22 protein-coding genes are annotated in these 19666 nt (G+C 62.9%); 6 read left to right on the forward strand and 16 right to left on the reverse strand.

The features are described from left to right. Positions 1–166: 166 nt before the first annotated feature. From NKI41_RS12590 to NKI41_RS12600, 3 genes are read left to right on the forward strand one after another with little or no spacing between them, the layout of a single operon-like run. Positions 167–1234: a type III polyketide synthase gene (locus NKI41_RS12590; protein WP_352683243.1), complete on the forward strand. Its 1068-nt coding sequence runs from the start codon at positions 167–169 to the stop codon at positions 1232–1234. After that, a complete protein-coding gene (locus NKI41_RS12595; RefSeq protein ID WP_352683245.1) occupies positions 1231–1944 on the forward strand; it encodes a methyltransferase domain-containing protein in 714 nt (237 codons plus the stop codon). The genes NKI41_RS12590 and NKI41_RS12595 overlap by 4 nt, the downstream gene beginning before the upstream one ends. Continuing rightward, positions 1941–3161 carry an NAD(P)/FAD-dependent oxidoreductase gene (locus NKI41_RS12600; protein WP_352683248.1) on the forward strand — a complete coding sequence of 407 codons (1221 nt, stop codon included), beginning with the start codon at positions 1941–1943 and terminating at the stop codon, positions 3159–3161. Before NKI41_RS12595 ends, NKI41_RS12600 begins: the two co-directional genes overlap by 4 nt. Here NKI41_RS12600 and NKI41_RS12605 read toward each other — a convergent pair. The 15 genes from NKI41_RS12605 to NKI41_RS12675 form a co-directional block, all read right to left on the reverse strand. Then, positions 3158–5692 (reverse strand): NAD-dependent epimerase/dehydratase family protein, encoded by a 2535-nt coding sequence (locus tag NKI41_RS12605; protein WP_352683250.1) that lies wholly within the window; start codon positions 5690–5692, stop codon positions 3158–3160. The two genes, NKI41_RS12600 and NKI41_RS12605, sit on opposite strands and share 4 nt — an antisense overlap. A gap of 416 nt (positions 5693–6108) precedes the next feature. Beyond that, entirely contained in the window at positions 6109–6303 is a 195-nt protein-coding gene (locus NKI41_RS12610) for a hypothetical protein (protein WP_352473255.1), read from the reverse strand. Between the two features lie 126 nt (positions 6304–6429). Continuing rightward, positions 6430–6996 carry a hypothetical protein gene (locus NKI41_RS12615; RefSeq protein ID WP_352473256.1) on the reverse strand — a complete coding sequence of 189 codons (567 nt, stop codon included), beginning with the start codon at positions 6994–6996 and terminating at the stop codon, positions 6430–6432. Between the two features lie 21 nt (positions 6997–7017). Next, complete coding sequence (locus NKI41_RS12620; RefSeq protein WP_352683252.1) at positions 7018–7740, reverse strand: cytochrome c biogenesis CcdA family protein; 723 nt, start codon at positions 7738–7740, stop codon at positions 7018–7020. A gap of 26 nt (positions 7741–7766) precedes the next feature. Then, positions 7767–8564 (reverse strand): DsbA family protein, encoded by a 798-nt coding sequence (locus NKI41_RS12625; RefSeq protein ID WP_352542788.1) that lies wholly within the window; start codon positions 8562–8564, stop codon positions 7767–7769. A gap of 62 nt (positions 8565–8626) precedes the next feature. Beyond that, on the reverse strand, positions 8627–9385 hold the full coding sequence (locus tag NKI41_RS12630) for an SCO family protein (protein ID WP_352683254.1): 759 nt from the start codon (positions 9383–9385) through the stop codon (positions 8627–8629). Continuing rightward, the gene (locus NKI41_RS12635; protein WP_352683257.1) at positions 9385–9696 is read right to left on the reverse strand and encodes a hypothetical protein; all 312 of its coding nucleotides are present in this window, start codon (positions 9694–9696) and stop codon (positions 9385–9387) included. Before NKI41_RS12635 ends, NKI41_RS12630 begins: the two co-directional genes overlap by 1 nt. A 13-nt stretch (positions 9697–9709) precedes the next feature. After that, positions 9710–10231, reverse strand: coding sequence for a TlpA disulfide reductase family protein (locus NKI41_RS12640; RefSeq protein ID WP_352683289.1), 522 nt, complete (start codon positions 10229–10231; stop codon positions 9710–9712). 2 nt (positions 10232–10233) lie between these two features. After that, complete coding sequence (locus tag NKI41_RS12645; protein ID WP_352473263.1) at positions 10234–10842, reverse strand: DsbE family thiol:disulfide interchange protein; 609 nt, start codon at positions 10840–10842, stop codon at positions 10234–10236. After that, the gene (locus NKI41_RS12650; RefSeq protein ID WP_352473265.1) at positions 10829–11002 is read right to left on the reverse strand and encodes a hypothetical protein; all 174 of its coding nucleotides are present in this window, start codon (positions 11000–11002) and stop codon (positions 10829–10831) included. The genes NKI41_RS12645 and NKI41_RS12650 overlap by 14 nt, the downstream gene beginning before the upstream one ends. Before the next feature lie 11 nt (positions 11003–11013). Continuing rightward, positions 11014–11454 (reverse strand): DUF411 domain-containing protein, encoded by a 441-nt coding sequence (locus NKI41_RS12655; RefSeq protein ID WP_352473266.1) that lies wholly within the window; start codon positions 11452–11454, stop codon positions 11014–11016. Positions 11455–11492: 38 nt separating this feature from the next. Then, complete coding sequence (locus NKI41_RS12660; protein WP_352683260.1) at positions 11493–11933, reverse strand: DUF411 domain-containing protein; 441 nt, start codon at positions 11931–11933, stop codon at positions 11493–11495. A 36-nt stretch (positions 11934–11969) separates the two neighbouring features. Further along, positions 11970–13406, reverse strand: a complete 1437-nt coding sequence (locus NKI41_RS12665) for a multicopper oxidase family protein (RefSeq protein WP_352683262.1) — start codon at positions 13404–13406, stop codon at positions 11970–11972. A gap of 125 nt (positions 13407–13531) precedes the next feature. Next, positions 13532–13915 carry a hypothetical protein gene (locus NKI41_RS12670; protein ID WP_352501311.1) on the reverse strand — a complete coding sequence of 128 codons (384 nt, stop codon included), beginning with the start codon at positions 13913–13915 and terminating at the stop codon, positions 13532–13534. Between the two features lie 99 nt (positions 13916–14014). After that, entirely contained in the window at positions 14015–14428 is a 414-nt protein-coding gene (locus NKI41_RS12675) for a MerR family transcriptional regulator (protein WP_352683264.1), read from the reverse strand. Between the two features lie 76 nt (positions 14429–14504). Between NKI41_RS12675 and NKI41_RS12680 the strand changes: the two genes are divergently transcribed. Both NKI41_RS12680 and NKI41_RS12685 read left to right on the forward strand, forming a co-directional pair. Further along, positions 14505–16706: a heavy metal translocating P-type ATPase gene (locus NKI41_RS12680; RefSeq protein ID WP_352683266.1), complete on the forward strand. Its 2202-nt coding sequence runs from the start codon at positions 14505–14507 to the stop codon at positions 16704–16706. Positions 16707–16737: 31 nt separating this feature from the next. Further along, positions 16738–17334, forward strand: coding sequence for a cation efflux transmembrane domain-containing protein (locus NKI41_RS12685; protein WP_352452320.1), 597 nt, complete (start codon positions 16738–16740; stop codon positions 17332–17334). 284 nt (positions 17335–17618) lie between these two features. Here the strand turns inward: NKI41_RS12685 and NKI41_RS12690 are convergent, their stop codons facing one another. Beyond that, positions 17619–18041: a hypothetical protein gene (locus tag NKI41_RS12690; protein WP_352473275.1), complete on the reverse strand. Its 423-nt coding sequence runs from the start codon at positions 18039–18041 to the stop codon at positions 17619–17621. A 191-nt stretch (positions 18042–18232) separates the two neighbouring features. Between NKI41_RS12690 and NKI41_RS12695 the strand changes: the two genes are divergently transcribed. Further along, positions 18233–19045 carry a class I SAM-dependent methyltransferase gene (locus tag NKI41_RS12695; protein WP_352683268.1) on the forward strand — a complete coding sequence of 271 codons (813 nt, stop codon included), beginning with the start codon at positions 18233–18235 and terminating at the stop codon, positions 19043–19045. The last annotated feature ends 621 nt before the right edge of the window (positions 19046–19666 follow it).

Consider the following 19666-nt stretch of genomic DNA (forward strand, 5'->3'; position numbering starts at 1 on the left):
CCGTTTGCCTGCCAGCACATACTGAACCTTCGGGAAGAAATCGGTCCTCGGAAACGTTTTTACCGAACAGTGCTCAAAACCCGGTGTTCGACACCGGGTGCCGATGAGCAAAGACCCTCCGGCGCTGGCTCGACGCAACACCGTGCAGACGCCGAGGAGACAGAACATGCCCGTCAAGGCCTATATCAACCGGATCGCGACAGCGGTGCCGGAGTACGAGGTTCATCAATTCTACCTGCGTTTCGCGGCCTCCATGCTCGCGGCCGATCGCCGGAGGATATTCGAACGCATGGCCGATCTTGCCGGCATCGAGCACCGATATTCCTGCTTTGCGCCGGCGTCCGACCCCGACGGACCGTCCGCCGACCTGGCCGGAACCTTCATCCGGGGCGCGTTTCCCGGAACGGCGGCGAGAATGGCGATGTTCGACGATGCCGCACCTGTTCTGGCGCAAAAGGGCATCGACGGATTGCAGCTTGGCGACGACGCTTCCCGCATCACCCATTTGATCGTCACCACCTGCACCGGCTTTTCGGCGCCGGGCATCGATCTCGAGCTGGTTGCGCGTTGCGGGCTGCCGAACGGGATCGAACGCACGATGATCGGGTTCATGGGTTGCTATGCGGCGATCAACGGCCTCAAGCTGGCCCGCCACATCGTCCGCTCCGACCCGCAGGCCAAGGTCCTGCTGGTCAATATCGAGCTCTGCACGATGCATCTGCGACAGACCACCGAGCTGGAAAAACTGCTGTCGTTCTGCCTTTGGGGCGACGGCTGCGCGGCTGCGCTCATCACTGCCGAGCCGGCCGGCATCGAGCTCGATAGCTTTCACTGTCTGGTGGCGAGGGAACGGCGGGACCTGATGCGCTGGAACATTCGCGACCACGGCTTCGAAATGGTTCTTTCCGGCCAGGTGCCGGCAGCGATTCATGAAGCGTTGCGGAACAGCCAGGCCGCCATCCTCGGAGGCCGATCGGCTAAAGACATCGACCTTTGGGCCGTGCACCCGGGGGGACGTTCGGTTCTCGATGCCGTCGAAAGGGCTCTGGAACTGGAGCCCACGGCGCTGGAACCATCGCGCGAGGTGTTGCGCCAGTATGGGAACATGTCGTCGGCGACCGTCATGTTCGTGATGAAGGAGATGCTGAAGGCGCCACCCGGCCTGCTCGGTTGCGGCATGTCGTTCGGACCCGGGCTGACGGCCGAAACCATGCTCTTTCGAACGGTGTCATGAGCGGCCTGGAGCACCGGCAGCTTGCGCCGGAAATCCTCGACGGACTTGCGGCCGACGATCCGCGAGCGCTGGCCGCGCGCCGCGACCTTCGGCGCATCAATATGCTGATGTTTCAGGTGCCGATCATGACGTCGTTGCTCAGGAGGTTTGTGCCAAAGCCGCCACGCCGCATTCTGGAGATCGGCGCCGGCGATGGCTCCTTCATGCTGACGGTGGCGCGGCGCATGACCAGGCATTGGCCCGGGGTCGAACTGGTGATGCTCGACCGCGTCGGCCTCCTCACCGCGCAATTGCGCGGCGATTTTGACCGGCTGGGATGGAGGGCGGAAGGCGTCACCGCCGATGTCTTCGACTGGGCAGGAAAGATCGAGGGCGCGCGGTTCGACGCCGTCACCGTCAATCTGTTTCTGCATCATCTCGACGATGCGCAACTCGTGCGTCTATTTTCGCTGATCGGGCCGAAAGCCCCGTTGCTCATTGCGACAGAGCCGCTGCGGGCGAAACTGCCGCTGGCCGCGACCCGTCTTCTGCCGGCAATCGGCGCCAACGACGTCACACGAAACGACGCGGCGCAAAGCGTGCGTGCCGGCTTTCGCGGCAGCGAGCTTTCCCGTCTCTGGCTTGCGGCGAACGGCAAACCGCTCGAGGAACGACGCGCCGGCCTGTTTTCCCACATTTTCGTCGGCGCCAGCGCCGGCAACGACCCATGACGGGATTGTCGACCCATGACGCGATCATCATAGGCGCCGGCCCGGCGGGCACATCCGTCGCGCTCACGCTGGCCCGGCGCGGATGGGCCGTGGCAATTGTGGAGAAGAGTGCGTTTCCACGCCGCAAGGTCTGCGGCGAATACATCTCGGCAAGCAATCTTGCGCTTCTCGACCGGCTCGGGATCGGCGATGCCTGGCGTACCAATGCCGGCCCCGAAATCCGCCGCGTCGGCCTGTTTTCCGGCGAGACCTGCGTCGAGGCGGCAATGCCTGGTGCAGGAGCTGGGCCTCGTGCGAAAGACAGCTTCGGCCGGGCGCTCGGCCGGGACATTCTCGACTCTCTGCTTTTGCAAGCGGCGCGATCGGCGGGTGCCGAAATCTTTCAACCCTGCCGCGCCGTCGCCATCGAGCCGGACGGTGGAATGCAAAGGGTGCGAATTCAGGCCGGGGATGAAGCGGCGATATTGCGAGCGCCGGTGATTGTCGCCGCACACGGCTCGTGGGAACCGGGACCATTGCCCAGCCAGCTCGCAAAGGCCAATCGCCCGTCGGACCTGCTCGGCTTCAAGGCGCATTTCACCGGGTCGTCCCTGCCGCCGGATTTGATGCCTCTGCTGGCCTTCCCCGGCGGCTATGGCGGCATGGTTTCGGCGGATCATGGCCGGTTGTCGATCTCGTGCTGCATCCGGCGCGATATGCTCGCGCGGCTGCGTAAACAATATGGCCCCAAACAACGGAGCCACGTGTCGGCCGCCGATGCGGTCTCGCGCCATCTCGTGGACTCGTGCCGAGGCGTCAGGAACGCCTTGGAACCGGCTCTCCTCGACGGTCCGTGGCTTGCCGCAGGTCCGATCCGGCCGGGAATTCGCTCGTGCTACGAAGAGGACATCTTCCGCGTCGGCAATGCAGCTGGAGAGTCTCATCCTGTCATCGCCGAGGGCATCTCGATGGCGCTTCAGTCCGGCTGGCTGCTGGCTTGCGAACTCGCATGCGCGCCAAGTGGCCGGGCAGGGCGCGAGGCTGCCGCCACACGCTACGGGGCGGCCTGGAAAAGACTGTTCTCGACACGGGTCTACGCCGCCGCGGCCGTTGCCGGAATTGCCCTTCGCCCCGGCAGCGCCACCTTGATGGCAGCGATCGTCCGGAATTTCCCGCAGACACTGACGCTGGGCGCGCAACTGAGCGGCAAGACCAAGCCGGTTCCCGGCTTCATCTAGGCGACATACCGGTCCCATGAGCCATAGTGCTCCTTGCTTCGGTGGCCGCGAGGCAGGCTGAGACCGATCACGACAAGCCCTGCAACGACATCGTTCACTGTCGAGCCCGCGGTTGCACCGGCGAGCAGCCAGGGCGCCGCGATCAGCCACAACCCGAACGGCAGGTTGAGGAACCGCAGTGGCCGTGCCACCTCGGCCATGGCGCAGACCGCGATCGTGATGATCATGGCGCCCGAGAGGTGATCGCTGTTTGCAATGGCGCCGGCCGTGCCGAAGACCAGCCGCGAGACCATCAGCCAACCGCCGACGATACAGCATGCGACCAGCGTCCATGGAAACGTGACACCGCGAATGGCTGCGGCGGACTGTGCGGCAAGCGCGGCGGAAAAGCCGGGATCGTTCTTGTCCGCCTCGCCGTTCGGCTCCGGCCCGCCTTGGAAAAAGGTGCGCCAGAACGGACGGTCTGCCCGCACGCTGCGCAGCATGTACTGGCCCATGGCGACCACCTCGTCCAGCGTCAGCGGGATCATGACCAGCATGGCCGCCGCCGCGATGAGGCACAGTGTGCAATAGGTGCCGATCATGATCGGCTGGATGATGATGAAGAAGATCGAGACGCCGCCGAGCGGCACCACCAGGATGAAGAAGAAGGTCACCATCCAGGGCATGGTGCGCCAGCGGGTCGCCGTGCCCATCGCGCCCATCAGGGTTTCGATCATATAGGCCACGGCGCCAAGCCCGGCATCAGCGACTGGCCAGGCTCGAGAAACGTCGGATGTGATGATGAATTCCGTGCCGTTCCTGCCGTCTCCGCCGGGGAAGAACGGCTCCCAGACAGCACCCACATGGCCGAGCTGGTAGGCAGTGAGATAGCGGGCGATAAGGAAACCGAAGAAACCGAGCGCGATGATCGGCAGGCGCTGCAGCCAGGATGACGGCGAGTAGGTCCAGCCGGGCGGAACGGTGCTCTCGTCCATCATCCCTTCGTGGCTCATGCCCGGCATCATCGGGACGAGCACCGAGAAAGTGATGGCCAGCGCGCCGACGATCGTGTCGTTCATGGTGGCGGCGGCGCTCGGCGTCCAGAAGAACAGCGGCGCGAACAGCAGCCATAGGCCGGCGATCGTCGTGCCCCATTGCGCCCAGGAAAAACGCGGCGACAGTGCGAGCCCGCCAAACAGCATCAGCAGCAAGCCCGAGACAATGTCGCTCCAGCCGGTGAGCGCGTTGCGCAGCACCGGTTCCCACAGTCCACGCTCTTGCGTGACGTCACGCACAGTGCCGGCCGCCGCCGGATCGAACAGCGCGAACTGAAGCGGGCTGGTGAGGAGCCACACGCCAAGCGTGATGACCAGGAAATGAGCCCAGAGCATCTGCTTGCCCATCCCCGCCATCTCGGCCATGTGTCCGGGTTTCATCTTGTCGTGTTTGGCCTCGAACGCCTTGTCTTTCTCTCGCGCTTTTGTTCCGCTGCCGGCCACCTTGGCGGCGTTGAGCTTGTTGGCCCGATACCAGCCGGCGGGATCTGCCTTGAGCGCGTCGACGATCCGCGGCAACGTCTCGCGCAGGGAATGCCGGGGCTGCCAGCCGAGGACATTGCGGGCACGGCTGATATCGATCGCGTAGTGGTCGTCGGCGATATCGACCATCCAGGGACGAACGAATGATTCTTCGCCCAGCACGTCCTGTTGGACCCAGGCACCCGCCTTGGCGAGCGCCTTCGGCACCTCCCGTGTCTCCCAGTTCTCGCCACGGATCAACCGACCAATCTCGGCTTGAAGTTCGCCGTAGCCCATGACCTCAGGCTCGCCGAGAAGCAGCGCCAGCTCCGTGGGAAGTTTCTTCCGCCGATCTATAAGGCGCGCCACCGCATCGGTGAGGTCTTCCAGATGCAGGAACGACTGCCCGGTGCGCAGGTCACCCGGATATACATGCCCGGTCGGATCCTCTTCGTAGATACGCGCAATCTGATTGGCGAGGAATGCGTTACGGCCGAGATCATCATAGACGCCGGCCGGCCTGGCATAGACGACAGGGATCGCCCCGTGCTGCTCATGGATCAGGCGCTCGGTCTCGATCTTCGAGGTGCGGTAGGGTAGGTTCGATTCGAGCGGCCAATCCTCATCGATGATGTCGCCCGGTCGGCCACCCTTGTGCGCCAGCATCGAACTCATGAAGACAAACTGCTCGACCTCAAATTGTTTCAGGGCGCGCAGGAGCTTCTCGGTGCCGCCAACCGTAATCTTTTCGTAGAGCGGGTTCCGTTCGCCTGTGAGATCGAAATAGGCCGCAAGATGGATCACCGAGGCGAGGCGGGCGCCATAGGCCGTCCGCACGCGCGCCAAGCCGGCTGCCACGGCGTCCTCCGATGTCAGGTCGATGCAGACGCACTCCGCGGCCGGCGGCGGCTGACGCGTCGCCGCCCGGTCGAGGCCGACGAGAGCAAACCGGTCGGCGAAGCTGTTGACCAGAGCCGAGCCGATGAAGCCGGTGCTGCCGGTAACAATAACCGTGTCTTTGCGCTTCGCCATCCAGACCTCATAGCCGGCGATTTGCCACTCCTGAGAGGGCCGAAGGCGACAGACGTTAAGAGCCGAAGGGCCGGACCAGTTCCGACGCCGACCCGATGACGCTGCTGCTTCCGGTGACGCCTACAACTTTCCGTCCTTTTTGCTCTTTTGACCCCGACTGCCTATGCCGTCAGGTTCGCAAATATTTGACCAGCGCCGCGATCGCGAGCACGAGGGTGACAAGCACCAGGACCCAAATGAGCGCCATGCCGCCCATCATCCACATTGAACCGTCCATCATCATTACAATCATCCCTCCCGCCGCCGCTGCCACCGGCGATTGCGAGGGGAACTAGTTCGCCATGTACGCCCGTCAAGGCGAACTCGATCAGCCCACGAAGGCGGTGGCTTGCCGGTCAATCAGGGCATGTTCAATGCTATCGACGAACGAGTTCATAGTAGGCTTCGGCCAAAACATGCTGGCCGTGCGGTAACTCGGGAATGGCAGGGCTTTGATCCAGTGCCTCCAGCGCTCGCAGCAAATGCTCCGCGACATCTGATCTGCCTTGCCGATATGCCTCTCTGAACAGGGCCAGTAGCTGCCTTTCGAAATTCATGGTTCGGTCCGCCATTGGACGATCTCCGGAAGTTGGCAATGAGCCTAACCGTTCCAGCCACCGGAAGGTCAAGCGCTCCTTTCAAGAAGCTAGAACAGGTTGAGAGCGCTTGTTGAACCGCATCCGAGGCGTCGCCCGGCTCTACTCTCCACCGCCGCAGCCGTCGGAGAGATCCCAGACGTCGACGACCTGCTTGCCGGTGAAACCGTGCTCGCGGATCAGGAACTTCGCCAGCCCGCCATACACTTTCCAGCGCCAGCATTGACAGCAGCATGGGCCTTTCTCGTTGGAATTGGCCATCGCATAGTCGTAGGCCTGCTGCTCTTCGCCGGAGAGTTTCACATCGTAGTAGGGAATCAATTTTTGGGCGATGCCAGCCGGAATGTCGTATGGATCGACGGGGATCATGGCGATATCGCGATACTTGGTCAGCCCATTCAACTGCTCGATGTAGCGCTTCATTTCCATCGGGCTGCAACATGAGCCCTTGATCCGCGACGTGCTTGGCATGGTTGCGATCGACTCCGTGAATTTGGCCGAACACGTGCTGTTGCCATTTTCGCTGAGGTCTTTGAAGCGACCCGCCATACCGGGGTCCTCCGCAGCGATTGCCAAATCCGGTTCGTTGACAAAGCCGGCAACCATCGCGGCGCCGAAAACACCGCCGAAAACAACCATTCGTCTGTTTGGGGACATTGTCCGGACCATGACTAATTCCTTTCCCGGTCTTCAGCCGATGCGCGTGAATATTGGAAACTGTTCGAGCAGCCAGAACGAGAATGTCGACATCCGTCCGGTGACCATGGCGAGCCCCATGACGACCATGATACCCCCGGCGGCGAACTGCAACATCGAGCCGGTCCGGCGCATCGCCTTCAGCCGCCGCGCCAGACTGTCGGTGAACAGAGCGGCAAGCAGGAAGGGAAGGCCGAGGCCGAGCGAATAGACGGCGAGCAGCGTCACGCCTTCGGCGACGGTGGCCGACGCGGCGCCGACGGTCAGGATGGCGCCGAGGATCGGGCCTATGCACGGGGTCCAGCCGAAGGCGAAGGCGAGGCCGAGAACATAGGCCGACGTCGCCTTGCCACCGGGCATATCGGCATGAAATCTCGCTTCGCGCATCATCCAGGATGGGCGAAGCAGTCCGGTGAGGAACAGGCCGAACAGGATGACGATCGCACCGCCGGCAAGGTTGAGCTCGATGCGGTGGCGGAGCAGCAATCGGCCGAGCGCCGTGGCGCTGGCGCCTAGCACGATGAAGACGGTCGAGAACCCGAGCACGAAACAGAGGCTCAAAGCGGCCGCCGACAGGCGCGCCGACCCGCCCATCGGCGTCCTGCTGGCGACATACGACACATAGCCCGGCACCAGCGGCAGCACGCAGGGAGAGAGAAACGAGACGATGCCGGCCACGAAGGCGGTGAGCACGCCGATGTTGGAGAGTTCGGGCATCGATCAATTGTTCCCGCTTGCCGGCGTCACTTCTTCAGGGCCCTTGCCTGCCCGATCAATTTCTTCATCGAAGCAAGATCGGTCGCGCCTTGAAAAATCTGGTCGCCGACGACGAAAGTCGGCGTTCCGGCGATTTTCAGCGCCTGAGCCAGTTTCGCATTTTGGTCAATCGCCGCTTGGATGTCCGGATGCTGCATATCGGTCTTCAAGCGAGGGACGTCGAGGCCGACCTCGGCCGCGATCCTGAGAACGATCGTCTCGTTCACCCGGCTCTTGGCGTCATACAGGGCCTTGTGGAACTCCGCATATTTGCCCTGCATCTGAGCCGCGAGCGCTGCCTTGGCCGCAAATACGGAATCAGGGCCGAGGATGGGGAATTCCTTGTAGACGATGCGCAACTGCGGGTCGTTGGCCGCGGCTTGCGCCATGATCGGCGCCACTTGGCGGCAATAAGGGCAATTATAGTCGAAGAATTCGGCCATGGTGACGTTGCCTTGCGCATTGCCGCCGACGGGACTTTGCTTGTCGCGGAAAATGTCGTCCGCGCGCGACGCCAGAACCGCCTTTACCTGGGCCGCCTCGGCCTCGCGCTGGCGCTGATCCAGGCTTTGCAGCGCCTGCACCAGGACTTCGGGATGGGCGAGGATATAGTCGTGGATGCGCTGGTCGATTTGGTCCTGGGACATTCCGCCAGCCGCCATCGCCGATCGCCCGGCGCCCTGAAGGCCCGGATTTAGCAGGAACCATCCGGTCACGGCGGCAAGCAGCAGGGCGCGGACAAGCCAGCTCCCATATCGGTTTGCCTGTTTTACGCTGATCGTCATATGCATCTCTCCTTGTTCTCCGTCGAGGCGCCCGGTCGGCATGCCGCCGGCGAAATTGCGCGTCAAAAGAAGTTCTTCAATTTTGCCAGCCAGCCTTCGTCCGGTTCCCCACCCGTTTCCTGTTCATGGTGCGGACGCTCGACGCCGTTGGTGAGCGCGTTGACGAAGGTGACGAGATTGACCGGCGCGAAATCCAGGCCGTGAAAATTGGCGCGCCACCGGCCTTCCTTGTCGATGACATGAGTGACGATGCCGTGCGCCTGAATGCCGTCATCTGTCTTGCTGAATCTGTGGCCAAAGGCTTCCGCCAGCTTGCGGGTCGCGTCCTCCGGCTGATCGGGTGTCGTGGTCAGGAACAACCAATTGACCGGATCGAGCCCGTGCGCCGGCCCGTAGCTGCGCAGCACCTCCGGCGTGTCCCGCGTCGGGTCAGTGGTGATAGTCACGAAGGTGACCTGGTCCTTCATCGGCGTGGCGTTCACCATCGCCTGGATCTCGGCGATCTTCTCGGCGTGGAGCGGGCATACGTCCGTGCACGACGTGTAGATGAAGTGGAGGACGACCACCTTGCCGCGCAGATCGGCCGTCCGCACGACACGCCCGTCGGCGGTGCGCAGGGTGAAATCGGGTATCGGCTTATCAATCGGCTGGAAATACTTCTCGTCGCCCTTGAGCATGGCGTCGACTTCATCGAGCGAATGCGCCTGCGCGCCGTGAAAAAGGCCGAGGATCAGCGCCGCCAGTGCGATCAGGCCGCACAGCAAGCGCGTGCCCAAAGTCGGCGAGAGCGCTTGCCGCTCGTTTTGGGTCTGGATAGGCATCAACCGCTGCCTTTCGTGGTGCCTTCCCCATCCGCTTTTGGGGCAGCGTTTTCCGTTTGGCAGGTGCGGCCTGTCATCCGGTTCATGCACAGGCCGAGCGCGCACATGGCGACGCAAGGCAGGACGCTGAGCAGCAGTGGCGCAATGCCCGCGGCGACCAGCCATGTCCAGTTGAAGGCGAGGCCGGCGACGGCAATGACCGCGCCGGCAGCGATTAGTCCGCGCCGGTCGCCGAGATAGTGGCGGCTGGCGTGAAGAATGCTGCGGCCAAGCGAAGCCTGCGAGGTTTGGGGCGATTCTGTTGTGGTCATGTCTTTTCCTTTCTCAGTTGGCCCCGAAATGGCTGCGGATGAACGCCATCATTTCGGGTGAATCCCATTCGGCTGGGCCGATCAGCCGGCCGATTTCCTTGCCCTCGCGGTCGATCAGCAAAGTCATGGGAAGGCCGAGGGCGCCGAGCGTGAACATCGCCTTGCCCGTTGTGTCGGTGTTGAGGGCGAGATGCTCGACGCCGATCTCGGCGAAGAACTTTTTCACGATGTCCGGACCGCCGCGATCCATCGACAGCGCGATGACCTCGAAGTCCGGTCCGCCGAGCTTGGCTTGCAACCGGTCGAGCGTCGGCATTTCCTTGCGGCAGGGAGCGCACCATGTCGCCCAGATGTTGAGCAGCAGGACCTTGCCGTGGAAATCCGCAAGCGTTTTCGGTTGACCGTCGGCGCCCTGAAAGCTGATTTCCGGCACGGGGACGGGAGCCTCATGAACGGCGAAGTCCTGCGGCGGCTCGACGGCCGATGCGGGCTGCGCCACCGCGAGCAAGGCGCCGAAGAGCGCGAGAGCGAGCATCTTCACGGTTGCCGCTCCTTCGCCTCGGCCCTCAGGCGCTCGACGAGCGGCATGATCGTTTTCTCAAGGGCCTCGTCCGTCACCGCGCCAATGTGCTTGTAGACAATGCGGCCGTCGGCACTCACGACAAAGGTTTCCGGTATGCCGTAGACGCCCCAATCGATGGAGACGCGGCCGTTCAGATCCGCGCCGGTACGCGTATAAGGATCGCCCATCGTGTCGAGCCATTGTGCGGCGTCATCGGGCCTGTCCTTGTAGTTGAGCCCATGCAGCGGCACCGTCTTGCTCGCCGCCAGTTGTATGAACACAGGATGTTCCTCGCGGCAGGCCAAGCACCAGGATGCGAAGACGTTGACCAGCGAAACGTCGCCCCGCAGGTCACCGCTCGACAAACCAAACGTGCGGCCCTGGACCGGCGGCAGGCTGAATTGGGGCACCGGCTTGCCGATCAGCACCGATGGAATGTCGGACGCATTGCGCGTGAGCCCCCAGGCGAGCAACACGGCCAGCCCGACGAAAATCATCACGGGCAGGACGACCAGTAATCGTCGAAGCAAGGCGCGCCGAATGGCTGCCGGTCCCGCATCGGATTGAACGTCACCGCTGGTCATGATGCACCCGGCCGATTGTGGTCCGACGACCCGTCAGCACGTATCTTGCGAGTGCTGCGACGGCGAGCACCAGAACCAGCAGCACGAGGAAACCGGCAACGGACAGGAAGGTCATCGCAAGCCAGGTTCTGGCCGGACAATCGGAAATGTCGGTCAACATCGCGGTGCCTTTCACTCCGTCGCGTAGACGGTCGGCGCCTTGCCGTCCTTGGTGAAAGCATAGATCGTCCAGGTCCCGTCTTTCTCGCCGCCCATGCCGGGCGCGCCCGTCGGCATGCCGGCCAGCGTGATGCCTGTGATTGCTGGCCTTTCGGTCAAAAGCTTCTTGACGATCTCGACCGGCACTAGGCCGTCGACGACATAGCCGTCGACCATCAGCGTATGGCAGCCTTGCAGGTCGGCCGGCACGCCGGCATCGCCGCTAATCTGCGAGAGGTTGTTGACCGGCTTGATCTCGACCTTGAAGCCATTGTGCTCCAAATAGTTAGCATAGGATTCACAGCAGCTGCATTGCGGGTTCTTGTACATCACCGCTTCGATCGTCGCGGCGACGGCCGGAAGGGGCATGGCGATCGCCACGGCGAAGGCCGCAAGCGAGTAGGTCAGTTTCATGGCAGTCTCCTCGGGTTCCAGAAATTCATCGCCGGCCGTCACTGCGTCGCGTAGACGGTCGGCGCCTTGGCGTCCTTGGTGAAGGCGTAGATCTTCCAGGTCTCGGTCTTCTCGCCGCCCATTCCCGGCGAGCCCATCGGCATGCCGGCCATGGCGATGCCGGTGATTTGGGGCCGTTCCGTCAGCATCTTCTTGACCAAGTCGACCGGCACGAAGCCGTCGACCACGTAGTCGCCGATCACCACCGAATGGCAGCCTTGCAATTGCGCGGGAACGCCGAGCCCAGCGCTTATCTGGCTGAGGTCGTTGGTCGGCTTGAGCTCGACCTTGAAGCCGTTCTGTTCGAGATAGGCGGCGTAGGTCTCGCAGCAGCTGCAGCTCGGGTTCTTGTACATCACCGCCTGGATCGTTGCGGCGAATGCAGGCATCGGCATTGCGATTGCGACCGCGAGAGCGGCGATTGAGTAGGGCAGTTTCATTTGCAGTTCTCCTTGGGTGATTGGGTGGCGAAAAAATCAGGTCACGCGGAAGACGGTCATCAGACCCGCCATCTGGTGGTCGGCGACATGGCAGTGCAGCATCCAGTCCCCGGGATTGTCGGCGACGAAGGCGCATTCGATCACATCCTTGGGGGCGAGCAGCACCGTGTCCTGCCATTGGCGGTGCCGCACCGGCGAACCGTTGCGCGAGATGACCGACAGGCTGAAGCCGTGGACATGCATCGGGTGCCACCAGGCGGTTTCGTTGCGCATGGTGAGATGGCAGGTCACACCGCGTTTCAGCGTGAACTGCGGCGCCATGCCGGCATGGCCGTCGCCGGTCATCGACATGCCGTTGATCGCCCAGGCCGCACCGCCGTTCATGCCCATCATCCCCATGCCCATCATGCCGCCGACGCCCTTGAGCTTGCCGCCGCCCATCATGCCGCCCTGCAGCACGATTTCCTGGCGCTCGGCGCCAGCGAGGTCGGGCTGGGGCAGAGGGTTGCGCGGCAGGCCGGCTGGCGTGCCGAGCGGATGGGTTCTCAGCGGCGGCGCTGCGTCATAGGCGAGTGTGGTCAGGGTGTAGGCAAGGCCGTCGTAGAAATCGTCGATAACCGCGTGGCGGCTGCCGGGGTGGCCCTGCATGTCGAGCACGATGTCGATGCGCATGGCGGGCGCCAGGACCAGGCGACCACCCTCCGGTTCATGCGGATCGCAGGGCTGGCCGTCGATGGCGACGACGACCGGACGGTGGCTTTCGAAGCGCAGCGCCATCATGCGGGCAAGCGAGGCATTGGCGAGCCGCAGCCTGACGCGCTCGCCGGCCCTCACGCTCCGATCGCCTGGCCCCGTGCCGTTGACGGTGACGACATTGCCGACGCGGCCCGACATCGACGCATCCATGGCGCTGCCGAAGCCGCCGGCGATCTGCCCATTGGCCGCAAGCCGCCAGTCCTGCAGCAGCCACAGAATGTCACGGTCGACGGCGACCGGCTCGACCTCCTCAACGACCAGTGCGCCGGCAAGGCCTCGGCCGAGCTGGACCAGGCTGTCGGCGTGCGGATGGTACCAGAAGGTGCCGGCGTCCGGCGGTGTGAACTCATAGACGAAACTTTGCCCCGGCCCGATCGGCTTCTGGGTCAGGCCCGGCACGCCGTCCATGGCGTTTGCCAGGCGAATGCCGTGCCAGTGGACGGTCGTATCCTCGTCGAGACCGTTCTCGACAGTGATGCGGACCGGCTGGCCTTGCCGCAGGCGCAGGGTCGGGCCGGGAATTGTGCCGTCATAGGCCCATACCGTGGTTTGCGGACCACCTGCGTCGATTAACCGGGCATGGGCTGGCGCGACCTTGATACGGCGCTCATCAACTGCGGCTGCCCGCGCCGGGCGCATCGACGTCGAGACGGCGACGCCCGCCGCCGCAAGCAGGAACCCGCGGCGCGACAGGAAAAGACTGGAATTGCTATTCACCCTTACGTTCCTTGCGATCTCGATCGACGGCGAGCGTCGACTGATTGCTTGTCCGCGCCCGTCGCGCATCAACGCGAGCGGGCGACCGGACGCCGGACATCAGCCGTGGGACGGCTGAAACGGCGTCAGACGAGAGCGCTGGCTCTGGGAGGGTATGGGTCGGGCAGGGAACTTCGCCCGTGCAGGAACGGCGCCGGCAGCGGCGATATTTGCGACGGCAGCGGGATTGTCACCATGTCGAGCTTCTGCGGCAGCAACGCAAGCGCCGGGGCAATGCAGGTCGGCGGGCAGTATATCCCCTTGCCGTCACCGCCGGCACCCTTGAGGCACCCCTTGCAGTCACCCTTCATGGCGGCATCGGCCATCTTGTCCATGCCGGGCCCCGCAGGCATGGTCATGCCATCGCCGGCAGCCATGCCGGCCGTCATCGTTGCCGACATGATGCTGGCCTGTGCACCGGACAGGCTGAGCCCCACGGTCAGGAAGACCGCGAGCAGCGTGACAAGCATGTGTTTTGGCGACAGCCGAGCCAACATCTGCTCAGGCTGACCGCAAAGTACGGTTTTTGCAAGTGCCAATGCTGTGACATAGCGACCAAGGGGAGCCAATCAGTGCCGGGCATGCTCGCATTTATCGTGATCCGCCAGCACCTCGATGACACGGCATTCGCAGACTTTTCCGTGCCGGCAGCCTTCGACCATATGCTCCAGCTCGGCTTTCAATGCTGTAAGGCTGCGTATCCGCTGAACCACGTCGGCCAGACGCGCCTGGGCAATGGCGTCGGCGGTCGCACAAGGCTGGCTGGGATTATCCTGCAGCGTCAGCAGCGCCCTGATGGCTTCGATCCCGAACCCCAACTCGCGCGCGTGCCTGATGAAGGCGAGCCGGCGCAAGTCTGCCGCTTCATACTGCCGGCGATTGGCTTCGCTGCGGGCAGCGGCAGGAAGCAACTCTATCTGCTCATAGTAGCGGATGGTTGGAACCTTCACGCCGCTGTATCGGGCCGCTTCACCGATGGTCATACCTGCTGGCATTTTCGCTTGCTCCTCTAGTCGCTAGAGGATGTAGCGTCGCGCTCGAAGATACAAGAGGTTCACCATGGCTGCGACCAAACACCAGACCCGCTACCGCGTGGAAGGCGTGGAGTGCGCCGGTTGCGCCAGCAAAATCGATACGGCCGTGCGGCGGATGCCTGGTGTTCAGGACATCAACGTATCCGTTTCGGCGGGCACTCTGACGGTCACTCATACTCCCGAAAGCAATCTCGGCGCGATCGAGAGGAAGGTCACCGGCCTCGGCTACGCCGTCGCTCCGCTGACCTCCAAGTCTGGGACGCCGGCGTCCGATCAATCCGCCGACAACCATGCCGACGGAAGGCGCAATCACGACGAGAACGTAGCGGGGTTACATGACAACGATGATGCGCCGGCGTCGGAGCTATGGTGGGACAGCGCCAAGGGCCGCCTGGCCATCGCCAGCGGGGTCGCCTTGGCCGTGGCTTTCGCGATTGATTACGCCTGGCCCGCAACCGGCCCGTGGGCCTTCATCGCCGCAATGCTGCTCGGCCTGGCTCCGATCGCGCGCCGAGCGGCCATGGCCGCAGCCGCAGGCATTCCGTTCACAATCGAAATGCTGATGACTGTGGCGGCGGCCGGGGCCGTCATCATCGGTGCCGGCGAGGAAGCGGCGACGGTGGTCTTCTTGTTCCTGATCGGCGAGTTGCTCGAAGGGGTTGCGGCCGGCAAGGCACGGTCCAGTATTCAAGCGCTCACGGCCCTCGTTCCCAAAACCGCGTTCGTCGAGAAAGACGGCCAGACCCGCGAGGTGCCGGCCGAAAGCCTGGCTGTGGGCGCCATCATCCTCGTGCGGCCGGGCGACCGGATTCCGGCTGACGGCGAGATCACCGAAGGCGGGAGCGCCATCGATGAATCACCCGTCTCCGGTGAAAGCGTGCCGGTGCGCAAGGACGTCGGCGACACGGTCTTTGCCGGCACTATCAACGGCGACGGCGTGCTGCGCGTCAAGGTGACGGCGACCGCCGCAGACAACACGATTGCACGCGTGATCAAGCTGGTCGAGGAGGCGCAGGAAAACAAGGCGCCGACCGACCGCTTCATCGATCGCTTTTCGCGCTGGTACATGCCCGGCGTTGTCGCCGTCGCGGCGCTTGTGGCCGCCACACCGCCGCTGCTCTTGGGCGGCGATTGGAACGAATGGATATACAAGGGGCTGGCGCTGCTGCTCATCGGCTGCCCGTGCGCGCTGGTCATTTCAGTTCCGGCGGCGATCGCGGCGTCGCTTTCGGCCGGAGCCCGGCGCGGCCTGCTGATGAAAGGTGGGGCCGTGCTGGAAGGGCTCGCGACCATCAACGCCGTGGCGCTCGACAAGACCGGCACGCTGACGCTCGGCAAGCCACAGGTCACCGATGTCGTTGCGGTGGGTGCCAGTGAACGCGACATCCTTTCGCTCGCGGCAGCGCTTGAGATCGGCTCGAGCCATCCCCTCGCTTTGGCCATCCTCCAAAGGGCCAAAGCCGGCAACATTCCCGTGCCGCCTGCCGCCGAAGCCAAAGCGATCGGCGGTAAAGGGGTTATCGGTCATGTCGGCGGCAAGAACCTGTTTCTGGGCTCGCCAGTCGCGGCGGGCGAGATAAACCTGCTGCCAGCAGACCAGGCGGCACGCATCGTGGCATTGAACGATGAAGGCAAGTCAGTGGCGGTGCTGCTTGTAGACAACACGCTGGCCGGCTTCATTGCCATGCGCGACGAACCCCGGCCGGATGCTTTCGCCGGTCTAAAGGCGCTGACCAATGCAGGCATCAGGACAGTCATGCTAACCGGCGACAATAAGCGCACGGCGGCTGCCATCGGCAAACAGCTCGGCATCGAGGTGCGCGCCGAACTGCTCCCTGAGGACAAGCAGCGCATCCTCGGCGAGTTGAAGGGGCAGGGGCTTAGGGTAGCCAAGGTCGGCGACGGCATCAACGATGCGCCGGCACTTGCCGCGGCCGATGTCGGCATTGCCATGGGCGGCGGCACCGATGTGGCTCTTGAAACGGCTGACGCAGCGGTGCTGCATGGACGCGTCGGCGACGTTGCGGCCATGATCAGGCTGTCCCAAGCAACCATGGCCAACATCAAGCAGAACGTCACCATTGCGTTGGGCCTGAAGGCCGTGTTCCTGGTGACGACGATCGCCGGCATCACCGGCCTCTGGCCCGCCATTCTCGCGGACACCGGGGCGACGGTGTTGGTGACGGCCAATGCCATGCGGCTGTTGCGTTGGAAGAGCAGCTGGTAAGAGCGACAACGGCATCGTGTTAGGACAGACCATGCAGCAAGCCATTGCGTCGGACGGCCTTCGCCGGGTGGTGCTTGTCGTCGCACTGCTGAACCTGGGTTATTTCGGCATTGAATTCGCTGTCGCGCTGGCGATCGGCTCGGTGTCGCTGTTCGCCGACAGCGTCGATTTTCTGGAAGATGCCTCGGTCAATCTCCTCATACTGCTCGCCATGGGATGGTCGCTGCGTGCCCGCTCGCGGGTCGGCATGGCGCTGGCGCTTATCCTGCTGGTGCCGGGCCTGGCGACGCTGTGGACCGCGTGGGAAAAGTTCAACATGCCGGTGCCGCCGCAGCCAACGGCGCTGACGCTGGCGGGATTAGGCGCTCTGGCGGTCAATCTGTCGTGCGCCTACATGCTGGCGCGCTACCGCCATCACAGCGGCAGTCTTACCAGGGCGGCATTCCTCTCGGCCCGCAACGATGCGGTCGCCAATATTGCGATCATACTGGCCGGATTGGTGACGGCCTTCCTGTGGCGCTCGGCGTGGCCGGATTTGATCGTCGGCCTGGGAATCGCGGCACTGAATGCAGATGCGGCGCGCGAGGTCTGGGAGGCAGCTCGGGAAGAGCACCGGGCCGTTTCGTGAACTCCAAAACGCTCAGCGCGCTGCCGCATTGCCAATCCGCCAATGCAGCAGTCAGCCAGAAACTTGCGCGATCTCTAATATAATATCACCCTTTCAAAGCGGTCGGAGGGAGAACCGCTCATAAGTAAAAATCGGGAGGAAAACCATGAACAGCATGAGCCTCACCACACTTTGACGAAGTCGACCGGGTCGAAGCGGTGAAACGATGAACCGCTCTAGGCCACGCACGTCATCAAAAGGCCCGCGTCTCCGAAGCGGACGCGGGCCGATTTCGTCGGTATACGCTAGGCAGGTATCAAGACAGCGATGCGGTGGATGCCGACCACCTTGCTGGTGTTGGCTGCCTCGTCGGTCTTGCCCTTGGAGCAGGTGTACACGTCACCTTCCTTGAGCTTGAATTCCTTGTCCGCCTTCTTGATCGTGAATTCACCGGCAGCAATGGTGCAGACCATGTCGTTGTCCATCACCATTTGAGGGGCGGCTGCTCCGGGCTGAAAGACTATATCGACAATTGAGATGCTCTTGTAGGCGGGGATATCGGAATTGCCGGTGCCGACCTCGACCAATCTGACGCCGGGTGCAATCTCCTTGCCTTCCTTCGGGCCGTATTTCTTCACCTTTGCCGCCGCCGCCAGCGTGAACAAAGGCGTTACCGCTGCCGCCGTCACGCCGAGAGCAATCGCGGACCTGCGATTCATGGTTTTCATCGCGTCCTCCCATTTAATGTTTGGCCACGCACCAATGCGCATGACCACAATACATTAGCACACATGCAGATAATTGCAGCACGGCGTTTCGGAGCTTACGGAAGCGAACCGCCTCCCGGTCGAATGCGACCGAACAGCAAACAATTCCATGCTATGCTGGCGAGCCATCAAACGGGCGACGGGGGATAGCAATGTTGGAAACGGACAAGGTATTCGCTGGCTCAATTCCGGAAAACTACGACCGCTATATGGTGCCGTTGATTTTCGAGCCGTTCGCCGCAGATCTTGCGCGACGAGCAGCGTCCTTGTCGCCAAGCGCCGTTCTGGAAACCGCCGCGGGCACCGGGGTTGTCACCCGCGCATTGGCGCCAAAACTGTCCGCCGATGCAAGCTATGTCGTAACCGACCTCAACCAGCCGATGCTCGACTACGCCGCTTCGCGGCAAGCTCCCGATGATCGCATCAAATGGCGTCAGGCTGATGCTCTGGCGCTACCGTTCGAAAATGCGGCCTTCGATCTCGTTTGTTGTCAGTTCGGTGCGATGTTCTTTCCCAACCGCTCATCCGCCTATCGCGAAGCCCGGCGAGTCCTGAAGCCCGGAGGACATTTTCTATTCAGCGTATGGGATCGCATCGAAGAGAATGTATTTGCGGACGATGTGACGAATGCCCTGGCGAGGATTTTTCCGAACGATCCGCCGCGCTTTCTGGCACGCACGCCGCATGGCTACCACGATACGGCACTGATCCGTAGCGAGCTGGAGGACGCAGGTTTTTCCGGTGTGGTGATCGAGACGAGAGCCGAACAAAGCCGTGCCTCCTCGCCCCGCGTTCCGGCCGTTGCTTATTGCCAGGGCACTCTCCTTCGCAATGAAATCGAGACCAGAGAGGCGGGAAAACTGGACGCTGCAACCGACTACGCCGCAGCCGCGATTGCTGACAGGCATGGCAGCGGCGAGGTTGCTGCCAAAATCCAGGCTCACATAGTCATGGCTGTGGTCTGAACGGTTCATCGTTTCACGGAAACGCTCTGTCTTTTTGTTTTGACGCAATTCCGGACGGAAAACCGTTTCACACTTTCCTGAAATTGCTCGAGGTGTTGGATATCCCGTTCCAGCACCTGCGACGTTCAGCGCCATGCAGCACACGTCTTGCCGCTATTCCGAATTCCCAGACGATGACCGTTCATTCGCCCAAGTGGCAGGTCGACAAGTGGCAGGTTGACGATCGCCGGGGCTTGATGGCGGCGGCGGCCGGCCGCGCGATTCTGGTCGGCCCGGCTTCACTTTCGCAGCCATGGCCGACTCCGCCCAGCAAGGTCTAGTCATTTCGCTTTCTTGACTCGGCCGACAAAAACGGGCAGCAAAGTCATCATTGGAGGGCAGTTTTGCCAACTATGCAGGTTTTGGAGGGCGTTTTTCGGTGTGACCGTCGCCCAATCGGCGGTCGGTAGAGGGATTGGTTAACCAACTTTGTCCATCTTTTGAATCAATCGGCAACAGACGCAAAGCGTGCTGGGGGCACCAGGCGAACTGTGAATGTCACGGCTGCGAAATCCGCTAGCCGGCATCGGCCGATTGAGAGTGGTTGAATGGCGTTTGTAAGTGCGAAAACCCGGGGTGACA

It is taken from the genome of Mesorhizobium sp. M0601 (assembly GCF_040320845.1).
Classification (GTDB): Bacteria; Pseudomonadota; Alphaproteobacteria; order Rhizobiales; family Rhizobiaceae; genus Mesorhizobium.